This is a genomic window from Pseudomonas sp. YL2, from assembly GCF_023063025.1.
In the GTDB taxonomy this organism is placed as follows: domain Bacteria; phylum Pseudomonadota; class Gammaproteobacteria; order Pseudomonadales; family Pseudomonadaceae; genus Aquipseudomonas; species Aquipseudomonas putida_A.
This window is the reverse complement of sequence record NZ_JAJSLU010000016.1, coordinates 1-26214: the sequence shown is the minus strand read 5'-3', so window position 1 is coordinate 26214 and position 26214 is coordinate 1. Positions and strand designations below refer to the sequence as shown.

Annotated in this window: 26 protein-coding genes; 11 read left to right on the top strand and 15 right to left on the bottom strand. The window is 55.3% G+C overall.

Annotated features, from left to right (window positions below):
• Positions 1 to 13 precede the first annotated feature (13 nt).
• From LVD08_RS20910 to gspG, 9 genes are all read right to left on the bottom strand, one after another.
• Positions 14 to 1129 carry a substrate-binding domain-containing protein gene (locus tag LVD08_RS20910; protein ID WP_247269143.1) on the bottom strand — a complete coding sequence of 372 codons (1116 nt, stop codon included), beginning with the start codon at positions 1127 to 1129 and terminating at the stop codon, positions 14 to 16.
• A gap of 94 nt (positions 1130 to 1223) precedes the next feature.
• The gene (locus LVD08_RS20905) at positions 1224 to 2336 is read right to left on the bottom strand and encodes a substrate-binding domain-containing protein (RefSeq protein WP_247269142.1); all 1113 of its coding nucleotides are present in this window, start codon (positions 2334 to 2336) and stop codon (positions 1224 to 1226) included.
• Positions 2337 to 2825: 489 nt separating this feature from the next.
• The gene (gene gspF, locus LVD08_RS20900) at positions 2826 to 4037 is read right to left on the bottom strand and encodes a type II secretion system inner membrane protein GspF (RefSeq protein ID WP_027613651.1); all 1212 of its coding nucleotides are present in this window, start codon (positions 4035 to 4037) and stop codon (positions 2826 to 2828) included.
• Complete coding sequence (gene gspE, locus LVD08_RS20895) at positions 4037 to 5443, bottom strand: type II secretion system ATPase GspE (RefSeq protein WP_247269141.1); 1407 nt, start codon at positions 5441 to 5443, stop codon at positions 4037 to 4039. Before gspE ends, gspF begins: the two co-directional genes overlap by 1 nt.
• 274 nt (positions 5444 to 5717) lie before the next feature.
• Positions 5718 to 8099: a type II secretion system secretin GspD gene (gspD, locus tag LVD08_RS20890; RefSeq protein WP_247269140.1), complete on the bottom strand. Its 2382-nt coding sequence runs from the start codon at positions 8097 to 8099 to the stop codon at positions 5718 to 5720.
• Entirely contained in the window at positions 8096 to 8644 is a 549-nt protein-coding gene (gene gspM / locus LVD08_RS20885; protein ID WP_247269139.1) for a type II secretion system protein GspM, read from the bottom strand. The genes gspD and gspM overlap by 4 nt, the downstream gene beginning before the upstream one ends.
• Entirely contained in the window at positions 8637 to 9821 is a 1185-nt protein-coding gene (gene gspL, locus LVD08_RS20880; RefSeq protein ID WP_247269138.1) for a type II secretion system protein GspL, read from the bottom strand. Before gspL ends, gspM begins: the two co-directional genes overlap by 8 nt.
• Positions 9818 to 10771, bottom strand: coding sequence for a type II secretion system minor pseudopilin GspK (gene gspK, locus LVD08_RS20875; protein ID WP_247269137.1), 954 nt, complete (start codon positions 10769 to 10771; stop codon positions 9818 to 9820). Before gspK ends, gspL begins: the two co-directional genes overlap by 4 nt.
• Positions 10772 to 10779: 8 nt before the next feature.
• On the bottom strand, positions 10780 to 11238 hold the full coding sequence (gspG, locus tag LVD08_RS20870; protein ID WP_274621251.1) for a type II secretion system major pseudopilin GspG: 459 nt from the start codon (positions 11236 to 11238) through the stop codon (positions 10780 to 10782).
• Positions 11239 to 11386: 148 nt separating this feature from the next.
• Here gspG and gspI point away from each other — a divergent pair, with 148 nt between their 5' ends.
• Both gspI and LVD08_RS20860 read left to right on the top strand, forming a co-directional pair.
• Positions 11387 to 11761 (top strand): type II secretion system minor pseudopilin GspI, encoded by a 375-nt coding sequence (gspI, locus tag LVD08_RS20865; RefSeq protein WP_247269136.1) that lies wholly within the window; start codon positions 11387 to 11389, stop codon positions 11759 to 11761.
• Positions 11762 to 11875: 114 nt separating this feature from the next.
• Positions 11876 to 13120: a HEPN domain-containing protein gene (locus LVD08_RS20860; protein WP_247269135.1), complete on the top strand. Its 1245-nt coding sequence runs from the start codon at positions 11876 to 11878 to the stop codon at positions 13118 to 13120.
• Positions 13121 to 13539: 419 nt separating this feature from the next.
• Here LVD08_RS20860 and LVD08_RS20855 read toward each other — a convergent pair whose 3' ends face one another.
• Positions 13540 to 13899, bottom strand: a complete 360-nt coding sequence (locus LVD08_RS20855) for a DUF6124 family protein (RefSeq protein ID WP_247269134.1) — start codon at positions 13897 to 13899, stop codon at positions 13540 to 13542.
• 699 nt (positions 13900 to 14598) lie between these two features.
• On the opposite strand from LVD08_RS20855, the gene LVD08_RS20850 reads away from it, so the two are divergent.
• From LVD08_RS20850 to LVD08_RS20835, 4 genes are all read left to right on the top strand, one after another.
• Positions 14599 to 15096, top strand: a complete 498-nt coding sequence (locus LVD08_RS20850; RefSeq protein ID WP_247269133.1) for a PAAR domain-containing protein — start codon at positions 14599 to 14601, stop codon at positions 15094 to 15096.
• Between the two features lie 36 nt (positions 15097 to 15132).
• A complete protein-coding gene (locus tag LVD08_RS20845; RefSeq protein ID WP_247269132.1) occupies positions 15133 to 15756 on the top strand; it encodes a hypothetical protein in 624 nt (207 codons plus the stop codon).
• The gene (locus LVD08_RS20840) at positions 15753 to 16094 is read left to right on the top strand and encodes a hypothetical protein (protein ID WP_247269131.1); all 342 of its coding nucleotides are present in this window, start codon (positions 15753 to 15755) and stop codon (positions 16092 to 16094) included. Before LVD08_RS20845 ends, LVD08_RS20840 begins: the two co-directional genes overlap by 4 nt.
• Before the next feature lie 131 nt (positions 16095 to 16225).
• The gene (locus LVD08_RS20835) at positions 16226 to 16615 is read left to right on the top strand and encodes a hypothetical protein (RefSeq protein ID WP_247269130.1); all 390 of its coding nucleotides are present in this window, start codon (positions 16226 to 16228) and stop codon (positions 16613 to 16615) included.
• A gap of 157 nt (positions 16616 to 16772) precedes the next feature.
• On the opposite strand, the gene LVD08_RS20830 is transcribed toward LVD08_RS20835, so the two are convergent.
• Both LVD08_RS20830 and LVD08_RS20825 read right to left on the bottom strand, forming a co-directional pair.
• Complete coding sequence (locus LVD08_RS20830) at positions 16773 to 17132, bottom strand: DUF6124 family protein (protein WP_095136351.1); 360 nt, start codon at positions 17130 to 17132, stop codon at positions 16773 to 16775.
• A 635-nt stretch (positions 17133 to 17767) separates the two neighbouring features.
• Positions 17768 to 18508, bottom strand: coding sequence for a DUF1353 domain-containing protein (locus LVD08_RS20825; protein WP_247269129.1), 741 nt, complete (start codon positions 18506 to 18508; stop codon positions 17768 to 17770).
• Positions 18509 to 19010: 502 nt separating this feature from the next.
• Between LVD08_RS20825 and LVD08_RS20820 the strand changes: the two genes are divergently transcribed.
• From LVD08_RS20820 to LVD08_RS20810, 3 genes are read left to right on the top strand one after another with little or no spacing between them, the layout of a single operon-like run.
• The gene (locus LVD08_RS20820; protein ID WP_247269128.1) at positions 19011 to 19592 is read left to right on the top strand and encodes an ABC-three component system protein; all 582 of its coding nucleotides are present in this window, start codon (positions 19011 to 19013) and stop codon (positions 19590 to 19592) included.
• Positions 19567 to 20067, top strand: coding sequence for an ABC-three component system middle component 5 (locus LVD08_RS20815; protein ID WP_247269127.1), 501 nt, complete (start codon positions 19567 to 19569; stop codon positions 20065 to 20067). Before LVD08_RS20820 ends, LVD08_RS20815 begins: the two co-directional genes overlap by 26 nt.
• A complete protein-coding gene (locus LVD08_RS20810) occupies positions 20054 to 21982 on the top strand; it encodes an AAA family ATPase (RefSeq protein WP_247269126.1) in 1929 nt (642 codons plus the stop codon). Before LVD08_RS20815 ends, LVD08_RS20810 begins: the two co-directional genes overlap by 14 nt.
• A 281-nt stretch (positions 21983 to 22263) precedes the next feature.
• Here the strand turns inward: LVD08_RS20810 and LVD08_RS20805 are convergent, their stop codons facing one another.
• The 3 genes from LVD08_RS20805 to LVD08_RS20795 all read right to left on the bottom strand — a co-directional run bounded on the left by LVD08_RS20805 (position 22264) and on the right by LVD08_RS20795 (position 24669).
• Positions 22264 to 23337: a PIN domain-containing protein gene (locus tag LVD08_RS20805; protein WP_247269125.1), complete on the bottom strand. Its 1074-nt coding sequence runs from the start codon at positions 23335 to 23337 to the stop codon at positions 22264 to 22266.
• Between the two features lie 149 nt (positions 23338 to 23486).
• Positions 23487 to 23879: an Imm41 family immunity protein gene (locus LVD08_RS20800; protein ID WP_247269124.1), complete on the bottom strand. Its 393-nt coding sequence runs from the start codon at positions 23877 to 23879 to the stop codon at positions 23487 to 23489.
• Between the two features lie 358 nt (positions 23880 to 24237).
• Entirely contained in the window at positions 24238 to 24669 is a 432-nt protein-coding gene (locus LVD08_RS20795; protein ID WP_247269123.1) for a type II secretion system protein N, read from the bottom strand.
• Positions 24670 to 24801: 132 nt separating this feature from the next.
• Between LVD08_RS20795 and gspH the strand changes: the two genes are divergently transcribed.
• Both gspH and LVD08_RS20785 read left to right on the top strand, forming a co-directional pair.
• Positions 24802 to 25254 (top strand): type II secretion system minor pseudopilin GspH, encoded by a 453-nt coding sequence (gene gspH, locus LVD08_RS20790; protein WP_247269122.1) that lies wholly within the window; start codon positions 24802 to 24804, stop codon positions 25252 to 25254.
• Entirely contained in the window at positions 25251 to 25859 is a 609-nt protein-coding gene (locus LVD08_RS20785; RefSeq protein WP_247269121.1) for a prepilin-type N-terminal cleavage/methylation domain-containing protein, read from the top strand. Before gspH ends, LVD08_RS20785 begins: the two co-directional genes overlap by 4 nt.
• Positions 25860 to 26214: the final 355 nt, after the last annotated feature.

The window sequence follows — 26214 nt, the reverse complement described above, 5'->3', positions numbered from 1 at the left end:
AGTTTCAAGATTTTTAGTTCAGAGGACGGCCAATGCCGTTGCAAACGCTGGGGTTGTTGATATCGAGGTTATTGCCGGTCGTGTTAGTGACGAAGTTGGCGATGACCGCGTTCTTCCAGGCATAAGACATGGCAATGAATTTATGGGCCTGAGTCGCGACGTTGTTGCCGGGAATACTGTAGTGAGCTGCCAGAAAGGCCTTAACTTCCGCTGCAACTGCAGCATCTTTATAGCATTGGCCGAAGATGAAATTGGTGTACCCCGCCAGTTTGTAACCTTGCGTCGGATTGGCTACCACAGGCGACCACCTGGCCGGATTACCCGCATCAGAGAATGTGACCGGTGGACTTAAATGTGCCAACGCCGCCAGGACATACGGATTCGTCGGCTGGATGCCATTGATGCGAGCAACAACCGCGTTGCTGGTTGCATCAACGTGGTCCGGGCCGGCATAACCGATGGAACCATCGACAGCGTTTACGGCCTGCACAACATCCTGGTCATATTCCACCGCAACCCAATTTACGGGTATTGAGGAATAGGGTATGCGTGCGACAGTGAATCGCGCATCGATCGCGAACTGCGTTGGGCAGATCGAGTTCAAATGGCGGGTCAGTATCTCCGTATCGCCACTCGCCTCCTTCTGGAAGACAATGCGAATAGCAGTGGTGTCCGAGGTGCCCAGTAGAGAACCCCACGTGGTTTTACTACCCGAAAACACCTCGCACAGCTGATTATCAGACAGGTTCAGCGCAGTCTGGCCAGACTTTCTGTAAGGGATAGCCACCGACGTGATAACCGACGGCAGCTGGATCAATGGACCGTATGAAGCACCATATTGCCTGGAATAGGTCAAAAGTTCCGAGGCAGTCAGAGTGGAGTCACTGGCCGCAAAATGCACCGTCCCGGTTTGACCCAACCGCATGGGATCGTTAGTCAGAAAGGCCTGTTTTCCGTAGCCGCTTCCTGCTGCGGCGTATTTGAAGGTGGCCGGCAATATGCTGTCCCCCGAGCCCGTGTAGAGTTTCGCCGGGATGGTTGCTCCCCCTCCGATCACCGTCACCGCCATCACCTGCCCCGAAACCAGCGCCGCCGACACCAGTGCGGCCACTCCAATACGTTTGAACATGTTCAATCTCCTTATCGAATGCCCCCCAACGGGAGCCAAAAAAAATGACAGCCCCGAAGGGCTGCCACCGTTACAGCTGACTAAACCAACCTGCTTACAAAGGACGACCGATAGCGTTGCAGACGCTGGCGTTGTTGATGTCCAGGTTGTTGCCCGAGGTGTTGGTGATGAAGTTGGCGGTTACAGCGGTTTTCCAGGCGTTAGGCACGGCGACGAACTTGTGGGCCTGAGTCGCAGTGTTGTTGCCCGGGTTGCTGTAGTGCTGAGTCAGGAAGGCTTTGACGGCCGCAGCCACGGTTGCATCCTTGTAGCACTGACCGAAGATGAAGTTGGTGTAGGCAGCCAGTTTGTAGCCCGAAGCCGGGTTAGCCACCACTGGCGACCAGTTGGCAGGGTTTGCAGCCTGGGCCGGGGTCGAAGGAGCCGACACCGACGACAGTGCCAGGGTGACGTTGAGCGAAGTTGGCTGAACACCGTTGACGCGAGCAACAACAGCGTTGCTGGTAGCGTCGACACCGTCCGGACCGACATAACCGATCGAACCGTCAACCGCGTTCACGGTAGTGGCGACATCAGAAGTGTTGGCGACGCCGACCCAGTTCGACGGCAGTGCCGAACCGGCTGGCAGACGCGCGTTGGTGAAGGTCGAGTTGGTAGCGAACTGAGTCGGGCAGACCGAGTTCAAGTGACGGCTGAGGATTTCCGAAGTGCCGCTGGAAACGTTGCGGTAAACAACACGAATCGGCGTGGTGTCGGTCGTGCCGAGCAGCTGGCCCCAAGTGGTCTTGGCACCGGAGAACGCATCGCACAACTGAGCGCTGGTCAGGTTCAGCGCAGTCTGACCGGCCTTTTTGTACGGGATGGCAACCGAAGTGGCCACCGACGGCAGTTGAATCAGCGGGCCGTACGAAGCGCCGTAAGTGGTGTTGTAGGTGCTGATTTCCGAAGCGCTGAGGATCGAATCGCTACCGGCGAAATGCACGGTGCCGGTGGTGCTGAAGCCGGCCGGGTTGTTGGTCAGGAAAGCGATCTTGCCGGCACCGCTGCCCACGGCGGCGTAGCTGAAGTTGGCAGGCAGGATGCTGTCGGCCGAACCTTTGTACAGAGCGGCTGGCAGAGTGGCGCCACCACCGGTAACGGCCATGGCTTGAGTGGAAGCCAGGGCGGCGACGGTCAGGGAAGCGGCGATCAGAGTGCGCTTGAACATGAAGAATCTCCTTTTCAACGATGGTTGTGAACACAGGTTTTCAGGGGTCTTGCATGACGCTGAAAGACTCACCGCTGACCTTCGCAAGCGGGGTCCGTGGTTAAGTCGCACTGAGAAATTCGCATCTTGCGGTGACAGATAAAGGAAAAAACCTCGGGAGCTGCGCGGGGTTTTTCAGGGGGTTTTCTCGGGTGTTTGCGGGGGATTGAGAGGGGTCTGGATCAGCGGTTTGGCGCAATCAGGCTACAGCCGTTGAAGGCTGGTTGCAGATGACAGAAAGGAGAACCCGAGGATGGTGCTTTTGAGGGTCGGGTGATGCTGAAGTCCTGGTAAAAAAGTCTGAATTATTTGTTGTTCTGACGGGCGCCTTCGCGAGCAAGCCCGCTCCCACAGGTTCTTGTGTTGTGACACATATTGCATTAACAACTCTGTCCCCTGTGGGAGCGGGCTTGCTCGTGAAGAGGCCAGACCAGGCGACCTCGGAATCAGCTACTGCACCAACTGGTTGATCTCAATGATCGGCAACAACACCGCCATCACGATCACCAGCACCACCCCGCCCATCACCACAATCATCAGCGGTTCGAGCAACGCGGTCATGCCCATCGCCCGCCGTTCGATATCGCGGGACAGCGTTTGCGCCGCACGTTCGAGCATCGGCGGCAGTGCGCCGGTTTTCTCGCCGCTGGCGATCAGGTGAATCAGCACCGGCGGAAACACGTTTTCCACCCGCAACGCCGCCGCGAGGTTCACCCCTTCGCGAACCTTGGCCGTAGCGTCGCTGACACTCAGGCTCAAGCGATCATTGGATAACGTCTGCCGCGCCGCCTCCAACGCGCGCAACAACGGCACCCCGGCACCGCCGAGAATCGCCAGGGTCGAGGCGAAACGTGCGGTGTTCAGGCCCAACACGAACCGTCCGATCAGCGGCAATTTCAGCACCCGATGATGCCAACTCAAACGTGCCGCCGGATTGCGCAGATACAGGCGCCAGCTCCAGAACGCCCCTGCCATGATCGCCGCACACAACCAGCCCCACGCCCGAATGAAATCACTGGCGGTGAGCATCGCCAAGGTCAGCCCCGGCAAGTCCTGCCGCGCCTGGGAAAACGCACTGACCACCTGCGGCACCACGTAACTGAGCAGGAAAATCACAATGCCGATCGACACCAGCCCGACCACACCGGGGTAGATAAACGCGGTGAGGATCTTGCCGCGCAGGTTGTTGCGCTCCTCGATGTAATCCGCCAGCCGCTCCATCACCTGCGCCAGATCGCCGGACTCCTCGCCCGCAGCGATCAACGCGCGGTAGATCTCCGGAAAATCCCGTGGTCGCGCCGCCAGCGACTCGGCCAGACGCATGCCGCTGCGCACATCGGCGCGCACCGCACTGAGGGTGTGGGCGATGTGTTTTTTCTCGGCCTGCTCCACCGTTGCGCTGAGTGCCGCTTCCAACGGCAGGCTGGCACCGAGCAGGCTCGCCAGTTGGCGGGTGGCCCAGGCCAGATCGTTGTCCGACATACGCGCACTGAACAAGCCACCGCCGCCATGCTGGGCGACGTTGCTTTCCTTGTGCACCGACAACGCGGTCAAACCACGGCTGCGCAACACGCCGAACGCCGCGCCCTGGCTGTCCGCCTCCAGGTGCCCGGACTCGATCTTGCCAGTGGCGTCGGCGGCTTCAAAACGATAGCGATTCATCAGGCGTCCCGGGTCACACGGAGGATTTCTTCAGGGGCGGTGGCACCGCTGCGAATCCAGCGCTCGCCGTCCTCGCGCAGGCTGAACATCCCGGCCTTCGCCGCTGCCGCACGCAAGGCCTGCTCGCCTGCCCCCTGGTGAATCAGGGTGCGGATGTCGTCGTTGATGCAGAACAATTCGTGGATGCCGGTGCGACCGCTGTAGCCGGTATGATTGCAGGCGGCGCAGCCCACCGGGCGCCAGGTGCCCGGCGCTGCTGAATCTTCCTGTTTGCACTCTTTGCAAAGGCGCCGCACCAGCCGCTGGGCCAGAACGCCGAGCATCGACGAAGCGAGCAGAAACGGCTCGACGCCCATGTCGACCAAGCGATTGACCGCCGACACCGCGTCGTTGGTGTGCAGCGTCGCCAGCACCAGGTGCCCGGTGAGCGAGGCCTGCACGGCGATTTGAGCGGTTTCCAGATCGCGGATTTCGCCGATCATGATGATGTCCGGGTCCTGGCGCAGAATCGCCCGCAATGCCAGGGCGAAGGTCATGTCGATCTTGGCGTTGACCTGAATCTGGCTGATCCCCGGCAGGTCGTATTCCACCGGGTCTTCGACGGTGAGGATGTTGCTGGTGCTGGCATCCAGACGCGCCAGCGCGGCATAAAGGCTGGTGGTCTTGCCGCTGCCGGTGGGGCCGGTGACCAGCACGATGCCGTGGGGCTGGCGGATCAGGTGATCGAGTCTGGCCAGCACCTGCGCGTCCATGCCGAGGGTTTCCAGGTGCAGACGCCCGGCCTGTTTGTCGAGCAAACGCATCACCACCCGCTCGCCATGCCCGGTGGGCACGGTCGACACGCGAATATCGATCGGCCGCCCGGCTACGCGCAAGGCGATGCGGCCGTCCTGCGGCAGGCGTTTTTCGGCGATATCGAGCTGTGCCATGATCTTGATCCGCGACACCAACGCACCGTGCAGTGCCTTGCGCGGCGAAACCACGTCGCGCAGGGTGCCGTCGACCCGGTAGCGCACCACCGAATGGGTTTCGAACGGTTCGATGTGAATGTCGCTGGCCTCATCGCGGGCGGCCTGGGTGAGCAAGGCGTTGATCATGCGGATTACCGGCGCACCGTCCTGGGTGTCGAGCAGGTCGGTGATTTCCGGCATGTCCTGCATCAGCCGGTCGAGATCTACTTCGTTCTCTGCCGCACCGACCACAGCGGCGGCGCTGCCGGTGTCGGCATAGGCGGTGGCGAGCAAGCCGTCGAGCTCGTCATCGCGCACGCGCTTGAGCGACGTTTCACCGAACTGGCGCCGCACCTCGCTGATCGACCAGCCGGGGGTCGATGGGCACACGGTCAGCACACCGTCGCACAACAGAATGCGCTGGGCCTTGGCCCAGGCGTAGGGCAGTGAACTCATCTACACCCTCCCCCCATGACAATACAATCCCGTGTAGGTGCTGCCGCAGGCTGCGATCTTTTGCGTTTAAAGATCAAAAGATCGCAGCCTTCGGCAGCTCCTACAGGTCCAAGGTCGTCCCCCATTCCTGTGGCGAGGGAGCTTGCTCCCGCTGGGCTGCGCAGCAGACCCAAACCCTGCAACTCCATTCCCGCAGACACACCCTGCATGTCGGATTTGCGGGCGCTCCGCACCCGAGCGGGAGCAAGCTCCCTCGCCACGGTCGTCATGCTGTTCAAAAGCGTGTGCTCCCTTCGATCGGCACAGCTTTGATGGTCGCGCGGGGGCCCGAAGCCGGAACTGGGCTCGGCACCCCCTGCGCCGCCGTCGGCAACTGCGGCGCCTGCATGTCCGGCATCGCCCAGCTGCGTTCCGGTTGCAGGCCGCCCTGGGCGCGGCGCATGAAGTCGTAGCGGTTGAGGGTGATGCTGCGCCCCGCTTCGCTGTCACGGATGATGTACGGGCGCAGGAACACCATCAGGTTGGTCTTGGTGATCGCCCGGCGTTCGTTGCGAAACAGCGCGCCGATCCCCGGCAGCGTCCCCAGCCACGGTACCGCTTCATTGCTCTGGCTGTAGCCGTCCTGCAGCAAGCCGCCGAGGACCATGATCTGCCCGTCGTCGAGCAGGATGCTGGTATCAATCGCACGTTTGTTGGTGACGATCCCCGCCGACGTCGCGCTGGCCGACGCGCGTTCGTCGATGCTGCTGACCTCCTGATAGATATCAAGCTTGACCGTGCCGCCCTCGGAAATCTGCGGCCGCACATTCAGCTTCAAACCCACCTCTTCCCGGGTCACGGTCTGGAACGGGTTGTTGCTCGTACCCCCACCGCCAGTGACGTAGCTGCCGCTGACAAAAGGAATGGTCTGGCCGACAAAAATACTCGCTGCTTCGTTGTCGAGGGTCAGCAGGTTCGGCGTCGACAGCACGTTGGTGCCGCCCTTGCTCTTCAGCGCCCGGGCCAGCACCTTGAGGTCGAGAATCTTGCCGATGCCGGGGATGTCGACGGTGCCGTTGACGTAACCGAGGTTCAAACCCTGCGGCAGCACATCGAGGCTGGTCTTGCCGTTGAGATTGATCCCCGACCCGCCAAGATTCGCCCCGCCGATCACGCCTTTACCGCCGAGATTGCCGGTCTGCCACTGCACGCCGAATTCGCTGGCATCGTCCTCGCCGACCTCGACGATCAGGCTCTCGATTACCACTTGCGCGCGGCGCTGGTCGAGCAGATCAATGACCTCACGCAGGTTGCGATACAACGGCTCCGGCGCGGAAATCAGCAAGGTGTTGGTGGTGGCGTCAGCCTGAATCGTCACCCCGCCCGCGCTGAACGCGACGTTCTGCTCACTGGCCTGATTGCCGCCGCTGCCGGTCGAACTGCTGCCCTGGGCATAACTGCCGCCGGTACTGCCCGTACTGGAAGTGGTCGAGGTGTTGCCACTGGTTTGCGTGCCGCTCTGCGCACCCGAACCGCCATTGTTGTTGCCGTTGCTGCCCATGGCACTGAGCACCGAACGCGCACTGTCGCTGGTGCCGCTGTCGCTCTCGCCAGTGAGCAAGCCGCGCAGGGCCTGCGCCAGTTTCGCCGCTTGCGCGTTACGCAAATAAACCACGTGCAGGTTGCTTGGATTGCTCTGCGCGTTGTCGAGTTTGTAGATCAGGTTGCGCGCCAGCTCGGTGCGCTCGGGGCTGCCGGCGCGGATGATGATGGTGTTGGAGCGCGGATCGCCGATCACCGCGATTTTCTGCGTCGGGTCGTTGCCCGGCGCATCGAGCAAGTCCGCGACCATCGGCGCGATGTCGGCGGCGATGCCGTTCTGGATCTGCACCACGTCGGTGTCGATCGCGCTCGGGGTGTCGATGGTCTGGATCAACTGGGCGACGCGAGTCAGGTTCTCGGCGTAATCGGTAACCACGATGGTGTTGTTGCCGGGGTAGGCATTGATCGGGTTGTTCGGCGACACGATCGGGCGCAACACCGGAATCAGATTCACCGCGTTTTCGTATTGCAGGCGAAAGGTGCGGGTGAGCATGCCGTTGCCAGCGGGTTTGTCCGGGCTGTAGATCGGCCCGCCGAGCAGTTTCGCATCGGCTTCCGGCACCACCTGGGCGACGCCGCCGACATCGACCACGCTGAATCCCTGCATGCGCAACGCCGCGAGCAACATGTCATAAGCCTGGCGTGCCGGCACCTGACCTTCCGAGACCAGCGTCAGGCTGCCCTTGACCCGAGGGTCGACCAGAAACTGCTGGCCGGTGGAACGCGACAACGCGCGCACCACCGCTTGAATATCGGCGTCGACAAAATTCAGCGTCACCGGCTGATCGCCCAGCGGATTGCTCGGCAGTGTGCTGCCGCGCGGGGTGCCGCCACTGCGTGCGCGTTCGGTGATGTTGTGCATCTGCCGTGGCTGCGGCGCTGTTTGTGCCTGGGCGCGTTGCCGATCGAGCAGCGCATCACCGCTGCGTTGGGTGTTGGCCAATGGACGGCCAAGTTCGCTGTCCACCAGCAACGGCGGCTGATTCGGCGGCGTGGTGGTGTTGCTGCACGCGCTCAACGCCATCAGCAGCATCGGCAACGCCATGCGCGCCGGTTTGGATCCTGACCCCTTCATGAAGCTTCCTTAGCGCCCAGCGCCTGATCCATGCGAACGGTGCCTGACAATGTGCCGGCAGTGACTTCGGTCGAAGCGTTGTCGGCGCGTTGCAGACGCGCCTCGACCACTTGCAGAGAAAGCTGTGCCGGGGTGCTCAACAGCCAGTCGAGCACTGCATCGGCCGGCGCCGCGTCGAACGTCAATTGCCACGCGCCAGCCTCCCCGGCCTGCAATTGATAGTGCCCGGCCAAGCCGCTGGTCTGCAGCGTCTGCTCAAGAGACTGCGCGAGACTTTGCCCTTCGGGGCGCACACTGACCTCGCGCAACAGCACTTCAAGGGCTTCGGTCTGCGCGCGCAACTTCGGGGTTTCGGCTTGCCAATAGGTGATTTTTTTCAGCGGCGGCTGAATCAATGCGACCCACACCAACAGCGACAGCAGCACCACCGCCATGCCGCCGACCAGACGTTTTTCGCGCAGGGCCAACGCTTGCCAGCGCAGCTGCAACTGAGCGCTGAAACGCTGCCAACGGGCGCGATACACCGCGAGCGATGCCTTATTCATCTTCTGCTCCGCTGTCGTCAGCGCTTTCGTCGGGGGTGGTGACTTCGTCACTCGGTCGCAGCAGCCAGCCTTCATCGTCAGCCGTCGCACTAATCCCGACCTGGGCCAATGCGGCTTGCCAATCCTTGTCCTTGTCATTGGCGCTGCGCCGGGCGTCGGCCAACAGACTCAACTGCAAGCTGCCGTCGACAAACGTCAGGCGCTCGACCGTGCCGGCCATGAACGGCATGCCACTGCCGGCCTGCAACACCAGCCGATTGAACGGCTGCGCCGGATCCTCCGCCGCGCCCTTCTGCCGCGCCGCCAATTGCTGACGCGCCTGTTGTAGCGGATTGAGGATCACCGGCAACTCGGGAAAGGCCTGCTTCACCCGCTGCGCCATCTGCGCCTTGAGCTGCTGACCCTGACTGGCTTCGCGGGCGGCATACAGGTTCAAGCCGATCACCCACACCGCCACCGCCAAGGCGCAAAGCCCCAACGCCCGGCCCCAACCGCGATGCTCGCTGCGCTGCTGTTGCACCGCACCCTGCAAGCCCCAACCGGGCAACGGCCCGGCCCAGCGCTGCGCCTCGGCCATCGGCAATTCCGCTTCCGCAGGCGCTGCCGAACCGATCCAGTGCAGCGGCGCGCCGCAGGTCAGCAGCCAATCGCCAATCTCGTCGTCGAACAGCGGCTGCACCCGCGCCACCTGCACGCTTTCGCGCAGCAACAAATGGCCGTCCTGCCGACAGGCCACCGTGCCCGGCAGCACCGGCAAGCTGTACGCCGCCGGGTACAAGCCGCGCAGATTCAACCCGGCCTGCTTCAGCAGTTGCCCCAGATGCTGCAAACGCTGACGCGGCGCCCAGGCAATCTGCACCTGCCCCGCTTCATCCCGCGAACTGTGAGCGATGTGCATGTCATTGCAGTCGCCGAGCATCAAGGCCTGCGCCGCGCATTGCACCGCCGCTGCGGTCTTGTTGGTCGGCAATGGCGGCAGGTCGATGCTCGCCAGCAGGCTGTCCGCCGGGTGCAGAAAAATGTTGAGCGCTGGCTGCTTCGCTAACTGCCCCAGTTGGCTAAAGGTCAGGCGCTGCTCACGAATGACCTGCCCCTGACGGTCCAGCCACGCGCAGTCCATTTCACTGTCGAGACTCAACCCCGCCAGTGGCGGCAAACTCACACGCAACTGACTCATACGCCCACCCGCGACCAGATCACCTGCGGCAGACGATCCTCGCTGCGGTGCAGCAACGCATCGAGGCTGACCCGACGCTGATCACGCCGCGCCTCGCCACGCAGGCGAAACCAGTCGCTGGTGATGCCGACCTTGACGCTGGTCAGCTCCAGATTCGGCATGCGCAAGCGGTTGACAAAATCGCCACGGTTGATGAACCAGCGCCCGGCATCGCGCTCATTGATCAGCGCCTGCGCCCGCTCCAGCGACAACCCCGGCACATACGCGGCCAACACCGGCGCAGTGGCGGTATTGCCATTGAGCCAGGTGGTCGCCGGAATCACCGTCAGGTACGGCGCCAGTTTGCCGATGACCGCCTCATTCACACCCTCGACGCTGCGCAGATCATCCACACTGCGCAGCATCGGCAACTTCGGATTCTGCGGCTTGCGCGACGCATTCGGCGACGTGGCGCGGCCACTGTCAAAGGCGTTTTTGCTCGCGGTGTTTTCGGCAATCTGCGGATTCAACAGATACGGATAAGAGCCGATCACCCGCTGACTGATGCGCTGACTCAACCCGGCGCTGATGCCGATCAACTCGCACAACCGCTGAAACGCCTGCACCTGCGCCTCATCGACACGCTCGTTGGCCACCAGATTGCGCAGGTTGAACTTGCCCTGCTCATCCTCCAGCCGCCCGTCGAAACCCTGCGCATTCAAGCGCTGCGCCCATGGCTGATCGAGCCGGGTCAACGGATCACGCTGCCGCGCATCCCAGAGCAATTGTCGGCTGATCTCCAGACCGCCGTGCAACACCCAGCGCCCCTGCACGCGCTGCTGATCCGCCTCCAGCGCGCGGGTCGAAACGCTCTGCCGGGTCAACATCCCCGCCGCAATCACCGCGACCACCGCCGCGATCAACAGCGCACTGATGATCGCCATCCCCTGCTGGTTCGATTGGCTGTTCATCACCGGCCTTACAGCTGCCAGGAACCGATATCGGCATTCACGCCGTCGCCGTCAGGCTGACCGTCGGCACCGAGGGAAAAGATATCGATCTCGCCATTCGCGCCGGGGTTGAGGTACTGATAAGGACGACCCCACGGATCGTTCGGCAAACGCTCCAGGTACGAACGCCAGTTACTGTTCTTCGCATCCGCCGGACGCTCCACCAGCACTTTCAAACCCTGACTCTGGCTCGGATAAGTACCGTGATCGAGGCGATACAACTTCAGCGCCTGCATCAAACCGCCGATGTCCTGCTTGGCCGCCGTGGCCCGCGCCTGATCCGGCCGATCCAGCACCTTGGGCACCACCATCGCCGCCAGAATCCCGAGAATCACCACCACCACCATGATCTCGATCAGGGTAAAACCCTGCTGCCCACGGGGCATCCGTCTCGGTCGGTTGGGCTGTTTGAACTGCGCGATATCCATCTCGACATTCCCTTGGCTTGATTCGATTCGACGCGCAGTGTTGCAAGAAGATATGTCAGGGATGTTGAAAATCCTCGGGAGTTTTCGTCGTCAAGCCGTCAAGGACGCGGGTTAGGGTCGAGGGCTGTGTTCTGGTTTTGGGCCATTTATGCCTACGCGCTTCCGAGAAAGCGGATTCACCCTGATTGAAGTGCTGGTGGCGCTGGCGATCATTGCCGTGGCGATGTCGGCGGCTGTGCGCGTGGCGGGGTTGATGACGCAGAGCAGCGGGATATTGCGGGATCGTTCGGTGGCGATGATTGCGGCGCAGACACGCATGGCCGAGCTGCAACTGGAGGGTCGATTGCCGATAGGAGTAAAGGCGCAGCACTGTGATCAAGGACGCCTGCTATTGCGCTGCGAACAAGCCATCGCCACGGCTGAAAATGGCCGATTACTCAAAGTCGCCATCCAAGTCTTCAACCGCAACCAGGACACCCCGCCCCTGGCCCGCCTAGAAACCCTGTTGAATCGCCCCCTGTAGGAGCTGCCGAAGGCTGCGATCTTTTGATCTTGTTTGTAGGCGCTATGCCCTTGCATGAGAATCGGCAAGGTCATATTGTCACTGCCCATACAACAAATCTTGAGTGGATGTGTAATGCACCCGCAAGCGGCAGCCGCAATGAAAAATCAAATAAAGCATTGGTTAGAAAGTATTGTTCTCCCTTCAGAAACCGAATTGGGAACGGGATGGAATCAGCCGCCAGAGGGACTTGAAGCCGCAGTCAAAAAGCAAAAAAGCGAATGGTTGGACAGTAGCTCGGCACGTGCCTTACTGCTGGATACTTTAAACGAAATCTACCCGGCGATCCTTGAGCGAAAAGGAGGCATGCTTTCAGAGCGTATAGATATCGCAGAAGCCTCGGAAACAGTATTCAACGCGATCGAGGGAGTTCCCTATGATTACAGGGTTTTCTTCGAGTTTGATCTTGGCTACTCTGCTCAACGTTTTAACATGGAACTCGCAAATGGCACTTTATTTACTACCTTCGACGTTGTAGACGTAAAATCAACATTGGGATGGAGGGAAGCTAAAGAGGACAAAGCTTTGTTTTTCTCCACATTGACGCAAGGTTATATTTCTCCAGATCGCAGTTTGGCAAAGAGCGAAGCGGCGACGAAAGCTCAAGGCAATGTCAAAAATTTCGTCGAACGCGCCCTGTCCATGGATGTATTTCGTTTCAAAAACAAACTAGACATGTGGGGCAGCTTCAAAGAATTGCGCCCGCTCATATATGTGCACCAACATGAATCAGAAAATACGGTCAAGAAGAAATTTTCAATAGACTTACCACAAGACTTGTGTGCTCTGATAAAAAAGATAACAGCAGGCTACACCCGGCAGCAGTCAGTTCGCGATTACGCGATCCCTCTTCAGTCTTACTTGCAGATAGCACTTACCCAAATTGATGCCGCCAAAGCCATTCGCTCGGCAAGCGAATGGAGACTCGACTCATTGGCCGACCCCTCACCCGCCATGCGCCTGGTTAAGGTTTGTATAGGTCTGGAATCCATATTCGGTGACGACGATTGCACGACGGGACTGACGAAATCGCTCTCTGATCGTTGCGCTTTCGTACTTGCTGACAGCCATGAGGCACGGAACAGAATCATAAATGAATGTAAAGACCTTTATACACTTCGTTCAAAAATCGTTCATGGTGTGAAAAACAGGCTCGATGATACTGGTGAAAAACTACTGGAGTTTGGGGATGCAATCCTTAAACGCGCTATACATAAAGAATCTTCATTCTTACCTCTCGTTGATAAAACACTTGTGAAATTCACCTCCGACCCAGTGCACTTGCCTTCACTCTCACAGCAACAAGATGCAACAGCCTAACCTTTTTACAAAAAAGGAATGTCAGGAACAACGCCACCAGTAAGCCAGCGCAACAATTGCCAAAATTCTTGTGCAAGCTTTCAGAAGCGCTTTTTGGCGGCGAAGCTCCTTCAGCCAAGTAAATTACCTTCTAATAGCGCACCGTGTCGGTATTAAGGTTTATCAAGCGGTTAACAGACCTACCTTTGTATCGGATCTGTTTCATGGAAATAGAGCCGTGCACTTTTTTAGTGAAATGAAGATTTCGATTTTCATATTTTCCACACTTTATTGCATGGGTATTAGCATAGCGTTTGCTGATGACACGATGTCCGTGACCCATCGAAACCCTGTGGGAGCCATCCTGCTGGCGATAGCGAAATATCAGGTAACAGAAACAGCACATGTGCCATCACCATCCCTGCCAGCACGAATCCACATCACCCCGGCAATTGCAAATTATCCATCGCCCGATTCACCGCCAACTCCCCGAGCATGATCAACTGCGCAATCCCCACCAGCGAGTGCCGCTGCGACACCGGCAACAGGCTGGCAATGTTCTGCGCGAGGGTTTTGGCCGAAGCGAGCGTTTCACTGGCATCGACCAGCAGCTCTTCTGTTTTGTTGTCCGCCGTCACGGCATACAACCCACGGGTTTTACGCGGCGGCGGCGTGGAACCGGGCGGACAGAGGTAATGGTCGAGCGCGCGGTCAGCGGCTTCGTGGAGTTTTTTTGAATCGATGGATTCGTAGGGGGAAACCGAGGCGGTTTCGGGTGGGTTGGGTGTTGGTTTGATCATGGTGAAGCTCCTTGATTAATGGAGCCGCCACGGTTCGCTGCGAAACGAAGGGAGGTGGCAGCTGTACGCAGGTTCGCAGACCGGGAATCAAGAAACCCGGCATACCCGAAGGTATCCCGCGCACTGCCGCCATGAAGCACCATCGCCAGAAATGGCAACGATTGGGAGCGCTGTGCGCCTTGATTGATCCGGGCTGCGAAACCCGATCGCTGATTCGTCAGCGACCGAACCACAATAGAACCCGCCCCTAAGGCGCACAAGCCGGCGGATTCTGGCGTAGCTGTAGGCAACGGCGCAAGGATGTGTAGCCTGGGAGAGTGTCAGGAAATGTCTTTTTAAACGCAGACGTTTATCAAGGTCTTACTGCGGCACCTCCCAACTTAAAAAAATCCTCCCCATTACCGGGATTCCTGCGGACAAAGCGTTTCCCCAGTCGGGGCGCAAAGGCATAGCGAGACCCGCTAGAAGCCATTCACCAACAGTCAATCAAAAAATTGTAAGAAATGTTGAGCGCAACTTTTGCCTCAGGCATTCTGTGCGACGCAAAAGTACATGGGCGGTAGATTTCCGCGTTCCTCCCCCAGGACGCATTTTCTAGCTCCCCCCAACGCTTACCCTACGTGCTTTCTCAGTGGCCGGAATGTCGATTTCTATTCCAATCAGGCCAAGGACATCTGAATCTTTGAAAAGGAACTTCCCGTGAGTGGCAAACCTGCAGCCCGCGTCACAGATCCCACCAATTGCCCGCTCCCGGGGCATGGCACTAATCCAATTGTCAGCGGCTCGCCCAATGTCAATTTCGACGGTCTACCCGCCGCTCGGATGACCGATAAATCCGCCTGCGGTAGCCCGATCACTGGAGCGATCAGCTCGACAGTTTTTATCAATGGGCTGAATGCCGCTACTCAAGGCAGTACCGGCGGCCACGGCAACGTAGTTGTAGGTGGCTCGGGCACGGTCATCATTGGCGACACCGTCGGATCAGCGCCTTTCAGCGGTCTGACTTCGATGCCTGTGCACTTCAGCGACAAGTTCAGGCTTATTGACGACGAGTCAGGGGAGCCGCTGGCTAATCTTGATTACGCCATTCAGCGAGCTGACGGCAGCATTGAGCATGGTGTCAGCGACTCAATGGGGTATACGCACGTAATAAGCTCGCATCTCGCCGAAACGATCCAGCTGTTTTTGGAGGATTGAAAATGGATGTCAAAGTAAATAACGGAAGTTTTCCTCATGGCTGAAGTCATTAGCAAAAACGGTCGAAAAATGTCATCTGTCGCCACCAGAACGGTGACGCCTGTCAAAGACTCCAGCACTAAAGCCGTATCCGTAGACGCAAAGCAACAAAAGAGGCGTGCCGAGAATGCGGAGTTCTTAAAGAATAAAAATGTGCAGGCCTTTCTAGATACGTTGGCCCAAGTCGAGGGTGGCGATTATCACGCGAAATTCGGCTATGGTTGGGCAGCCGGCTGGAAATCCGGGAAGTGGACATTCAGTGATGAGTCTACTCATCCAGGACCAGGTTTCGGAGGTTCAACTACAGCTTCTGGCAGGTACCAGATCACGAAAGCCACATGGTCGGAACTCTCCATCAAAGCAATGGGGCTATCTGACTTCAGCCCCGGAACGCAGGACTTGATTGCCGTTGAACTCCTGCGCAACGTGAGCGCCATCGAATCGCTGATCGGTGGCGACTTAAAAACTGCAGTTGGAAAAGCATCAAAAAAATGGGAAGCGTTGCCTATGGGGCCGGGCTTGGCAAATCGACCAATCAATGGAAAGGCTTCCGGTCAGCCTTATACTGATTACGACGAAGTAGAAAAAATATATAAAGGCTTTGGCGGTACTGTTAAATGAAACTAAAAATATTAGCTATCAGCCTTTTGTGTTGCGTCAGCTTATTTTCTAGCGCATCAGACCTTCCCATCAAAGAGGGAATGCCATTTACGCAAGCCCGAAAGGCCTTGATCAAAAATGGCTGGAAACCGAATCCGACCTACTCAGGTGAATTCGGGGTTGAAAGCAGCATCCAAAGAAAAGGCTTCAATGAAATCGAATCCTGCACAGAGGGCGTCCGTTTCTGCAGTTTCAACTACATCAAGAACGGAGATTGTTTAGGTGTAGGAACTGTGGGCGAAGAAGTCAAAGACATGAAAATCTATTCCTGGAACTTCAAATGCCCTGAAAAGGATTGAAGCCAGAAATCGACAACAAGGTGGGCGGCGCTTCCCGAAGGTCCAGGCAAGAAGAATCAATATCCCGCGCAACCTTACGCCGAGTATCCGGACTTTTTATCGACCTAAAAAGCTGCGGGAGGAACTGTCCAATGAAGGCTTCAACCCTCGTACTTTTCGCAGTTTATTGCATGGGTATCAGCGCAGCGTTCGCCCGCGGCTCACAGGCGTCAAACGACAAGCACGGACCAGCAGGCATCGCAATCGGTGAGCGTTTGGTGGCGGCGAAGGCCAAGCTAGTCAAACAAGGCTGGAAGCCCACGCCGATGCATACCACCGATGGCTATGAATACAGTGGCGTGGAGAAAGAACTGGCTGCACGCAAGTTCTTCGAACTGGCCACCTGCTCCTTTGATAGCTCGCGTTGCATCTTGTACTACTCAAAGAAAGCAGCTTGCCTACGCGTCGATACCCTCGGTGAGCAATTCAATGACATGACGGTGACGCGATGGACCCGTGAATGTCCTGAAGCGACTCAATAACCACACGAAGACGGCACGGTAATAATCAACTGCTCCCACAGGTTTCAGCGTTGTACACAACATCTGCAATCAGCATAAAACCCAGTGGGAGCGAGCCTGCTCGCGAAGGCGCCAGAATGAACACCCGATCAATCACCAGGTGATCCCGACACCCGCATCAACCCGGCAACTGCAAATTATCCAACGCCCGATTCACCGCCAACTCCCCGAGCATGATCAACTGCGCAATCCCCGCCAGCGCATGACGCTGCGACACCGGCAACAAGCTGGCGATGTTCTGCGCGAGGGTTTTGGCCGAAGCAAGTGTTTCACTGGCATCCACCAGCAGCTCTTCGGTTTTGTTGTCCGCCGTCACGGCATACATCCCACGGGTTTTACGTGGCGGCGGCGTGGATCCGGGTGGACAGAGGTAATGATCGAGCGCGCGGTCGGCGGCTTCGTGGAGTTTTTTGGAATCGATGGATTCGTAGGGGGAAACCGAGGCGGTTTCGGGCGGGTTGGGTGTTGGTTTGATCATGAGTGAATCTCCAAATCATAGAAAAGGAGCCATCATCTTTCGCTACCAAACGAAGGGGTGGTGGCCATACGAAGGTTGGTAGACCGGTGACTTGGAAAACCGGCGCGCCCGAAGACGCCCTGCGCATGGCCACCATAAATACACAGCCCCAGAAGGGCCTGTGTCGGGTGACGCTATGCGCCAAGTCTAAGCCGGGCTACCAAACCCGATCGCTGATTCGTCAGCGACCGAACCACAATAAAACCCGTCCCCAAAGCGCACAAGCCGGCGGATTCTGGCGTAGCTGTAGGCAATGGCGCAAGGATGTGTAGCCTGAGTGAGTATCTGGAAATGTCTTTTTAAACGCCGATGTTTACCTTGACCTTACTGCGGAAAATATCCCCTAAATAGATCCACCCACTCATCAGGCCAACTGACTTGCGTTTTTGGACTACATTTCACACCCGATGGCTGCTTTCGGCCAAAAGCGGACTCTAATCGACGCTTATTGAGGCTTGATGCCGTCTATTAAAACAGGAGCGATTACTCGAAATTAGCCGCACATCTTAGCCCTAGAACCGATCCAGCGAGCCTCTCTAGGAGTAAGAGTAGGCAATTTGTGGCAGCGCTCCGATCAAGCATCTCACAGGCTCATGCTATTTCGTTCCGCTTGTCTCGGTAGCTTGTAAACCTTCGATCTCCGCGAGGGTCAGGTCTTTCTTTTGAATCAGTGCCTTCATTCGTTCAAACTCAGCCTCTGATGATGGGGGCTGTACCACTCGCACCTCGAAAACCGCTCCTATTACTTCTTCCACCTTCTCACGCTTCAGCAAACCTTTTGAAATGGTTCTCGAGACGGGTCTGCCGTCGCTTGCTAGAACTGCCTCCATGCCAATAGGTAGTTCTGCTTTTAACTTTTCCAGCTTCGGCACAATCAACGCCGCCTCGGTTCGAGGTAGCAGAATGCTTTTCGGCTCCGCCCATCGAGGGCCGAAGTGGTACACCGCTGCGTACATGATTTTTGCCTGACTTTCACCAACTCCAGCAGCCCGCATGGCGGTATAGAACGCACGATGAGTAGCTTGCCAACTCCTGGTTTGCTCCACGCATGCGACATCGTGAATGATGGCGGCTTTTCTATACTGACCTTCAAACGGCGCCCCAATTACGCTCCAAGCAATACGAGGAATGGAGGCGCCGTCCGTGATTGTATCCTTAGGCGCCAACCAGAAGAGTTCCTCGGGCCCCGGCCCCTTGTAAGTGAAGTCCATCAAGAGCCTGACATGGTTCTTCTCGTTTAAAAGCTCAACATTAAGTGGCTCAGAGAATTTTCCCCAGTCTTGTGCCTGGACGCTGGCAGTAAAAAGGATCGTAGCTAGCGCGATGGTTGCCTTCATTCTTCCCTCCTTGAACACGGGCAGAGATCACTCGTCAGAAACTGACAGTAGTAAATGGTCCTCACCTTGTCCAAGACCGCTTCCTTTGGCGAGGATGCCACCTAGCGTTATGACCGATCACTGCCAAAAGCCTACGGTTTGCCAAGGATGAACTCAGGCCAGGCGTCTACATTTTCTTAGAGTCGCGTCCATAGCCATCGGATTTGACGAAGTAGATGATGCATTGAGGTCGCATTCGATGAGCGACAACACTGGACGGTCTGATGGCACTCCGCTAGTCTGCTATCGACATCTCAACGAATCATTGAGGATCGATAATGGAATATCTTACGCACATAATAACTTTTTTAGCTGGGCTAGGCGCTGGTTGGACGGCGAAAATTGTAGTTAGTAAAATTCAAATGAATAACTCCCAGTCCAGAAAAACGGTGCAAAAGGGCAATACCGTTCATGGTGATATGTCGGCTGGCGACATGAATAAAAATAATCGGTAGCAAGTAGCGTGACTGATCAGTCGAATAATACCGTACATGGCGATATGGCTGCGGGAAATATTAATAAATTTAATATTGATATGCGCCAAGGTACGACTCTGAATGAGTTGACTTTACTCTATGCTCGCCTTCGTGCGGCAGAGGTTGATGAAAAAGATGGCAGTGGGTTTTGCGAGAAACTCAATCATTATCTCGCCACCCCTACTGAAGGTGATGTTCGAGGACTTGAGGCGAAGCTTCGGGAGAGCGGGCGAACTGATCAGCTATATTTTGCTATGAGTCAAAAAGAGCAAGCGGCCAAGATGGTGATGCGACAGCAGTCATCTAGAGTTGCGCAAAGAATTTATACAATTTTATTGGACGAGCTTCATACAAACTACATGCTTGTGGTAACGCCGGTAATAGAAGCAGGTGGGGACAGAGTAGTAGTTGATGCGGCAATAAATAGTATACTTCATAACATAAGTTCGATGCTCGGCGAGAATTTTTTGGAGATTTCAGTCAAGGATTTATTGGGATTGCTGTATTTTCTTGGGGGGAATTGTCATATAAGGTGGGACAAATATGCTGATTTACCATCCGGCCTATGATGCGTATCATTGCGTATTTCGAATGCTGTCAATCCTGTCAGTTATTCCAAGTCTGGAATACGATAAGGCAAGGCTGCTCGACTTCTATTTGACTTTTCCGTCTGCGGTGCAAGGGATTACGCTCCCGAAAACGTTAACTCATGGGAAACGTTTAGCTAAGAATTTTGAGAACATTTATCACGATCCGTTCGATCCGGCATTTATCTTTAAAGATATGCAGGCTATTCAGATTTCAGCCGTTGGATGCCTGGTTGCTTCAGGAATAGTAGACCGAGAGAGTTATTCTGACGGAATTATTGTGCGAACGGACGCGAAGCTACCTGGTTCGTTAGAGGCAAGAATTTCTGATTTTTTAGCGAGCCGTCCCGAAATAGGAGATTTTATCCTACATGATCTAGCGATGCTTCCATTGCGAGGTGTCAATGGCTTAAAGCACAGAACAGGCTTGTTGGAGTACAAATATGACATATCTTAAGCCTACGCTCAGTGTCCGTAGATTGTTAGTGCTCCAAGGAGGCCATCGCGCTTTCGATTGTGAGTTTCATGACGGCGTCAATATTATTAGAGGCCGTAATAGCTCTGGCAAGACTACCATAATGGATCTTTTAGCTTATTCATTAGGGGCTGAGAATATTCGGTGGAAACCAGAGGCGCTTTTATGTTCTGCGACGATGGTAGAAGTTCATCTGAATGGGGTGCCTGCTACTCTGCTCAGAGATATAGAGCCTGAAAGCCAGCGGCCGTTAAATATTTTCTGGGGAAACATTGAGTCTGCACTTGTTGCGGGAGCAAACAAATGGGAACGTTATCCATTTCGACGTTCTGAGCAAAAACTAAGTTTCTCCCAAGCTCTTTTTTCTGCTTTGGAAATTCCGCAGGCGCAGGGTGCAGCCGCCTCAAATCTAACAATGCATCAGTTGCTACGTGTTCTGTATGCTGATCAACCTTCGGTACACAGTCCGATATTTAGAACCGACAGCTTCGATAGCGCTTTAACTAGGGATATGGTCGGTGGATATCTCTGCGGCGTGTCTGATGATAATTTGTATGCAGCCCAATTAGAAGTTCGAGAAGTTGGGAAGACACTCGACAAAGTGGTTGGTGAGCTTCGCGGTATATTTAATGTGTTAGGTCGGTCTGGCCAAACTCCTGACATAGAGGCATCCAGAAGTAAAATTCCAACATTAGAAACCGAGCGACAAAGATTGACTGAATATATGGCTGGTTTAAAGGCTGAGCGCTCACTATCAAAAAAAGAGGCCAATGCAGCCTCTGCAAAAGTCGATGGGATACGCACTCGACTGAATGCCGCAAATAAATATGAGTCAGTCCTGAAGGATGGCCTAGTTAAGTTAAATTTGGAGATTGCGGACTCTAAGTTGTTTCTGAAGGAGTTAGAAGCAAGGCTGGCCAGCTTGGATGATTCGAAGGAAACACGAAATTACTTTGGAGCTTTATCGTTTTTATTCTGCCCTAGTTGCTTGACAGAATTAAAGCCTCATACTCCCGATGCGCATGATTGCCATTTATGCAAGCATGAACTGACCGAAGGTGCTAGTGACTCTAACATATTGAGAATGCGAAACGAGCTATCTATCCAGATTAAAGAGTCATCGTTATTGCTTAATGTGAAAGAAGAAGAGGCCGCAAAGCTTTCTCGAGATATTCCCTTGGCCGTAGAGGCTGTCAAGCGATTAGAAAAAGAATATGCGTCTATGTCCTCTCACTGGTCGAGTAATGTTGAAACTCTCCTGGAAGATTCGGCTCGACGTTTAGGCTCCTTAGATGAAGAAATAAAGCAAGCTTATGAGGATCAGAAGCTTTACGCCGTTATTTCAGAATTGCAAAAAAATCGTAGCGATTTGACGGCAAAGATAGAAAGCCTCAATGACATTATCGAAGGATTGGAAAGAAGGCAAGAGAAGCGAAAAAGAGAGGTATCGACGAAGCTATCCGAAAATATGGCAGCGCTGCTTAAGGAAGATCTTCAATTGCAGCCTGAATTTATAAATGCTAGCTCGGTTGATTTTAGTTTTATTGACAATACTGTTCTTGTTAATGGCTCTAAAAATTTTTCGGAAAGTTCTGCAGTTGTACTACGTCATGTTTTTCATTTGGCTCTACTTAAAACGAGTACAGAATTGTCGTATATGCGAGTTCCGCGCTTTATGATGCTGGATGGAATTGACGACGGAGGAATGGAAAAAGAGCGAAGCCATAACCTCCAAGCTTTGATAGTGTCGGAGTGTGCGAAAATTGGCGTTCCATTTCAATTAATCTACGCCACATCCGAAATTAATCCAGAGCTTCAGGATGGCGCATTAGTTGTTGGACGTTATTTTAATCCAGAGGCTCGATCTCTTAATGTACTACCTCAAATCATAGGGTGACGTTTTTTGTAGATATCAGCTCAATCATTTTTGGGCATAGCCAAAAATAGCAGATTTTGGGTGAAAGAGGTCTGTCATGGTCGTCCGCTTTTGGCCGATTGCTACCTGTCGTAACTGGCAGCAAACGGCTAAGAGCGGACGTTCGGCGGTGTCTACGAAATGGGTCAGGGATTCAATTACCTTTCGCCCTGATACCGTGCGAGCAACGACTGCTTACAGTCAAGCTGGGAGGCTCGGCCACGGTATCATGGGGCTCCGCATGGTTCACCAATGTGATCAAATCACATCCTAGGATCTTCCCACGGATACTCTTCAACACCAAATTCGATGCCACCACCCAAGCCTTTTACATGCAAAATAAATTCATCATTTATGAACTCGCCTTCATCAGCTTCAAAAGACAAATCTAATTCTATAGAAAATTCTTTCTCTTCTTCCTCTTGCCGCTCTGTAGAATCAAACGTGTAGAGGGTGTCATCCTCTTTATCGTAATAACCATTCGCAGTGTCTGGGCCGCTGACATTTACTAGAAACTTCACAGTTACGTCGAATACGACCTTGCAGTTCTCATCGTCTAAATGAACTATTTGAGGTTCAAAGTCTTCAATTTCAGCCACTTCGAAACTATCTACTTCAGCGTCTTCCCACGTAGACGAGTTATAGCTTTCGGCATCTTCCAGCTGAGATTTTATTTGCTCTATAATTTCTTGCTTCTTGAGGTTCAAAAACTGCTCAACGAACTGAGTTCTATCGTCGTTGTGTTTATTATATATGTCTAATAGTCCACTAAGAGTTTCAATGTTTACGAACTTCTCATTAGCCTCGCAAAAAGCTTTGTGGTCAGGATCCGCTGAAACAACGTATACCTTTTCCTGCCCTTCCAATGCGGAGCGTATAGCAAGGAGAGAGAACGCATCACGAAATTCGTTAGGCTTTTGAGTGCTAAATGGACTGACGTGATTAAAGAACATGTCAATAATCTCATTTCCATCTACGCGACTCATGTCAACGACAGTGGCATTCGAAGCTTCAATAAAATCCTCAAATGCTTTTAGCGCTTTTGCCTCTAGATCGCCTTCATTGATTTCCGTAAAAAGGCTTTTTATACTTTCGTCATCATACTCTTTAAGGACGGCAGCTTTTCGTCGAAAATTCTTAATGCCTTTCAGTGCCTCTTTGATATGATCAACAATTTTTCGTCGCACTTCATTAACTACGATTGTGGTAGTGATGTGACTCAGTTGATTGTCTCTGCACAGTTCCTCAAAAGACTTTATCGTACTAGAGTTGAAATCAAGATTTGCTTTGACAAAGAATTCCGTATCTATAAATACCTTGCGCGTAAGTAACGGCATCTTCCTGTACTCCTTCAGATCCATTGCGCTACTTTCGCACCAGCACGAAAAAAAGTCGATAGTGTCCGCTCGGCCAATCTCTTAGAAATGGATGACTGCTATTGGCCGATTTCAGCCTGTCGCGACCGGCTGAAACCGACCCGAAACAGTCAACTTTGATGGTTGGAGACGAGCAGAGGATTGGGGTCGGAAAAAATGCCGGTTGCCGGCATTTTACCAGCGAAAAAACCTTCGAAAACCAGCTGCATTCTTTCACGAAGATCGTAAACCTCCTTCTTTTTGAGGTTTTCAATCTTGAAGCTGTCTCGACGATCTAAGTGGCAGCCGAATAACAGAAAGGTGTAACTGAATATGCGGAAAATCCGCCTAGAGAGCTCTTGGGAGGGGCTTTTGCCCTTTGCGAGTTGATATAGCGCCCACTCCAGCATCCAGTAGTCATCGTGAGCCCAGATTGATTCTTCGTGTAATCGCCCTATAAACGAATAGTCGTCGTATTCCTCGCAGTCAGAAGAATTTCTAGCGATTACAGAATGAGCATCCATCGAGGTAAGTCCCTTCTCATATGTCTTGGCAGCTTCGCAGGGTAGCGAGAGTGCTCTCTAAAAGCGAATAGCCTAACCACTAGCCTTCTACTATTTCCTGGCACTAAAGAAGCGTTCTCAGCGACAGCTTTTGGCCGAAAACTGCCGCTCACGGACGATCGCTTGCGTACGTCCGTTTTTGGCTCACAGGGGGTCGCTTGCCGATGTCCGCTTTTGGCCGGTAGCGGAAATTCTCGATTACCTGCATCAGGCCGAGAGCGACAACAAGCACTCGCTTGCATCTCGGCTCCCTGCTTTTGGAGGCACTTAAACTGGCATTCAACTAAACGGCAAAAAATAACGACTTCAACCCTACAAATCAGGGCCTCTTAAGACTCGGCAAAACCACCCCCTCCCCCAACCTCTCCACCCCCAACCGCACCCTCTCCCCCCCCTGCTCAATCACCACCCCATCCCCCTCCACCGCCACCAACTTCACCCCCGGCCCCACCCTCTCCCCCTGCAAAAAACTCCTCGGCGGCCCATCATTCAAACTCAAAATCGCCACCGCCCCCCGACTCCCCGCCATCACCCCGCTCACTTTGATGTCCATCGGCGCCGTTTGATTGGAAAACCACTGCAACGCCGGGCTGTCACTGCGTGCCGCGAGCATTTGCGGTGGCGCCGGAGGGGTGTGGGATTCGGCAGAGGTCAGGAGTAGCGACGACCAGGTCGCGACGCCAACCAGGGCGGCGAGCAGTGCGAGGGCCTGGACGGTTTGCGGGGGGGATATGCGGGTGGTGAGCATCATGGGCTGAATCTCCTTTTAGTCCCTGCTGACAGGCTACGCGGCAATTCTCACGGTTTTATTTCACACGTCTTACATGTTGGCCGTGCAGGATGCTTTTTTGGACGGGGCAGGACGCAACGGAGCGCGCAACCGATGAAGGTGGGCAAGCAACAGGGCTTTACGCTGATCGAGTTGATGGTGGTGCTGGTGATCATCGGGATCGCCAGTGCGGCGATCAGTCTGAGTATCAAGCCGGATCCGCTGCAGTTGCTGCGCAAGGACGCCGAGCGTGTGGCGCAGTTGCTGCAGGTGGCGCAGGCGGAGGCGCGCGCGGATGGTCGGCCGATTGTTTGGGTGAGTGATGGCAAGGGCTTTCGGTTCAGTCGGCGCAGTGACAGTGGTCGGGGGTTTGAGCATTTCAAGGATGACCCGCAGTTGCGGCCGCGCAATTGGCAGAGTCCGAAGCTGGAGGTGCGGGTGGAGCCGAAGCAGAAGGTGGTGCTCAACGCCGAGTGGATCAATCCGCCGCTGCAATTGACCTTGTCTGACGGGCTGAATCGGCTGAGTGTGCTGCGCGATGCCAGTGGAAGGATCAGTGTGCAATGAACGATCAACGGGGCTTTACCCTGATCGAGGTGATGGTCGCGATTCTGTTGATGGCGGTGGTCAGTCTGATTGCTTGGCGCGGGTTGGACAGTGTGACGCGGGCGGACAGTCATTTGCAGGCGAGCAGTGAGCAGAGCGACAGTTTGTTGCGGGCGTTGAATCAGTTGCAGCGTGATGTGGAGATGCGTGCGGGGATTGAATTGACTGAGCCGAAGAAGGTTGGCGTGGATGATGAGCCGCCGAGTGCGCCGCCTGCGTTGACGGTGCGGAGCAGTGATAGCAAGGGGTTTCGGCTGGATATTATTCGCAGTGCGGCGGATCAGCCTGGGGCTTTGCAGCGGGTGCGTTGGTGGGTCAAGGGGGATACGTTGTATCGGGCGGTGGCTGAGGCGCGCAGTCGGTATCCGTTGCCGGCGCCGGGGGTTGGGGTGGCGGTGTTGGATGGGGTGAGTGATGTGCAGGTGCGGGTTTGGGAGGTGGATAAGGGGTGGCGGCAGTTGAGTGGGAATCGGCGGGAGGATCCGTTGGGGTTGGAGGTTCGGTTGACGCGGGAGACGGCGCAGGGGGTGGAGCGGTATCGGCAGGTGATGGGGCCGCTGCAATAATCTGAATCACTGCAAAAACTGTGGGAGCGGGCTTGCTCGCGAATGCAGTGGGTCAGTTGATGATGAGTTGGCTGAGTGGACGCCTTCGCGAGCAAGCCCGCTCCCACAGTTGGATTGGGTTTGGTCAGTTGGGGAATGGTTGGCTTGGGGGCTGTCATCGCTGGGAGGTCAGCTCCCACAAGCCGGTAGATATTGGTCGGCTGTCGGGCCGTCATCGCGAGCGGGCTCACTCCTACAAGTGGATGGTATGCAGTCTGAGAGAGATGAGTTGGCTGGAAGGTCGTCTTCGCGAGCAGGCTCGCTTGTATGTTTAGACTTGAAGGGGTGGGCGGGACTACAGACTCGATTCTGACTC

Coding starts and splice junctions, on each gene's coding strand:
- gspM (WP_247269139.1), bottom strand. CDS start 8,644: ATGAATAAGGCATCGCTCGCGGTGTATCGCGCCCGTTGGCAGCGTTTC.
- gspK (WP_247269137.1), bottom strand. CDS start 10,771: ATGAACAGCCAATCGAACCAGCAGGGGATGGCGATCATCAGTGCGCTG.
- LVD08_RS20835 (WP_247269130.1), top strand. CDS start 16,226: ATGAAGGCTTCAACCCTCGTACTTTTCGCAGTTTATTGCATGGGTATC.
- LVD08_RS20910 (WP_247269143.1), bottom strand. CDS start 1,129: ATGTTCAAACGTATTGGAGTGGCCGCACTGGTGTCGGCGGCGCTGGTT.
- LVD08_RS20810 (WP_247269126.1), top strand. CDS start 20,054: ATGACATATCTTAAGCCTACGCTCAGTGTCCGTAGATTGTTAGTGCTC.
- LVD08_RS20845 (WP_247269132.1), top strand. CDS start 15,133: ATGGCTGAAGTCATTAGCAAAAACGGTCGAAAAATGTCATCTGTCGCC.
- gspI (WP_247269136.1), top strand. CDS start 11,387: ATGCCTACGCGCTTCCGAGAAAGCGGATTCACCCTGATTGAAGTGCTG.
- LVD08_RS20860 (WP_247269135.1), top strand. CDS start 11,876: ATGCACCCGCAAGCGGCAGCCGCAATGAAAAATCAAATAAAGCATTGG.
- LVD08_RS20905 (WP_247269142.1), bottom strand. CDS start 2,336: ATGTTCAAGCGCACTCTGATCGCCGCTTCCCTGACCGTCGCCGCCCTG.
- LVD08_RS20815 (WP_247269127.1), top strand. CDS start 19,567: ATGCTGATTTACCATCCGGCCTATGATGCGTATCATTGCGTATTTCGA.
- gspD (WP_247269140.1), bottom strand. CDS start 8,099: ATGAAGGGGTCAGGATCCAAACCGGCGCGCATGGCGTTGCCGATGCTG.
- LVD08_RS20830 (WP_095136351.1), bottom strand. CDS start 17,132: ATGATCAAACCAACACCCAACCCGCCCGAAACCGCCTCGGTTTCCCCC.
- gspG (WP_274621251.1), bottom strand. CDS start 11,238: ATGGATATCGCGCAGTTCAAACAGCCCAACCGACCGAGACGGATGCCC.
- LVD08_RS20785 (WP_247269121.1), top strand. CDS start 25,251: ATGAACGATCAACGGGGCTTTACCCTGATCGAGGTGATGGTCGCGATT.
- gspF (WP_027613651.1), bottom strand. CDS start 4,037: ATGAATCGCTATCGTTTTGAAGCCGCCGACGCCACTGGCAAGATCGAG.
- gspE (WP_247269141.1), bottom strand. CDS start 5,443: ATGAGTTCACTGCCCTACGCCTGGGCCAAGGCCCAGCGCATTCTGTTG.
- LVD08_RS20795 (WP_247269123.1), bottom strand. CDS start 24,669: ATGATGCTCACCACCCGCATATCCCCCCCGCAAACCGTCCAGGCCCTC.
- LVD08_RS20840 (WP_247269131.1), top strand. CDS start 15,753: ATGAAACTAAAAATATTAGCTATCAGCCTTTTGTGTTGCGTCAGCTTA.
- LVD08_RS20855 (WP_247269134.1), bottom strand. CDS start 13,899: ATGATCAAACCAACACCCAACCCACCCGAAACCGCCTCGGTTTCCCCC.
- gspH (WP_247269122.1), top strand. CDS start 24,802: ATGAAGGTGGGCAAGCAACAGGGCTTTACGCTGATCGAGTTGATGGTG.
- LVD08_RS20800 (WP_247269124.1), bottom strand. CDS start 23,879: ATGGATGCTCATTCTGTAATCGCTAGAAATTCTTCTGACTGCGAGGAA.
- LVD08_RS20825 (WP_247269129.1), bottom strand. CDS start 18,508: ATGAAGGCAACCATCGCGCTAGCTACGATCCTTTTTACTGCCAGCGTC.
- gspL (WP_247269138.1), bottom strand. CDS start 9,821: ATGAGTCAGTTGCGTGTGAGTTTGCCGCCACTGGCGGGGTTGAGTCTC.
- LVD08_RS20805 (WP_247269125.1), bottom strand. CDS start 23,337: ATGCCGTTACTTACGCGCAAGGTATTTATAGATACGGAATTCTTTGTC.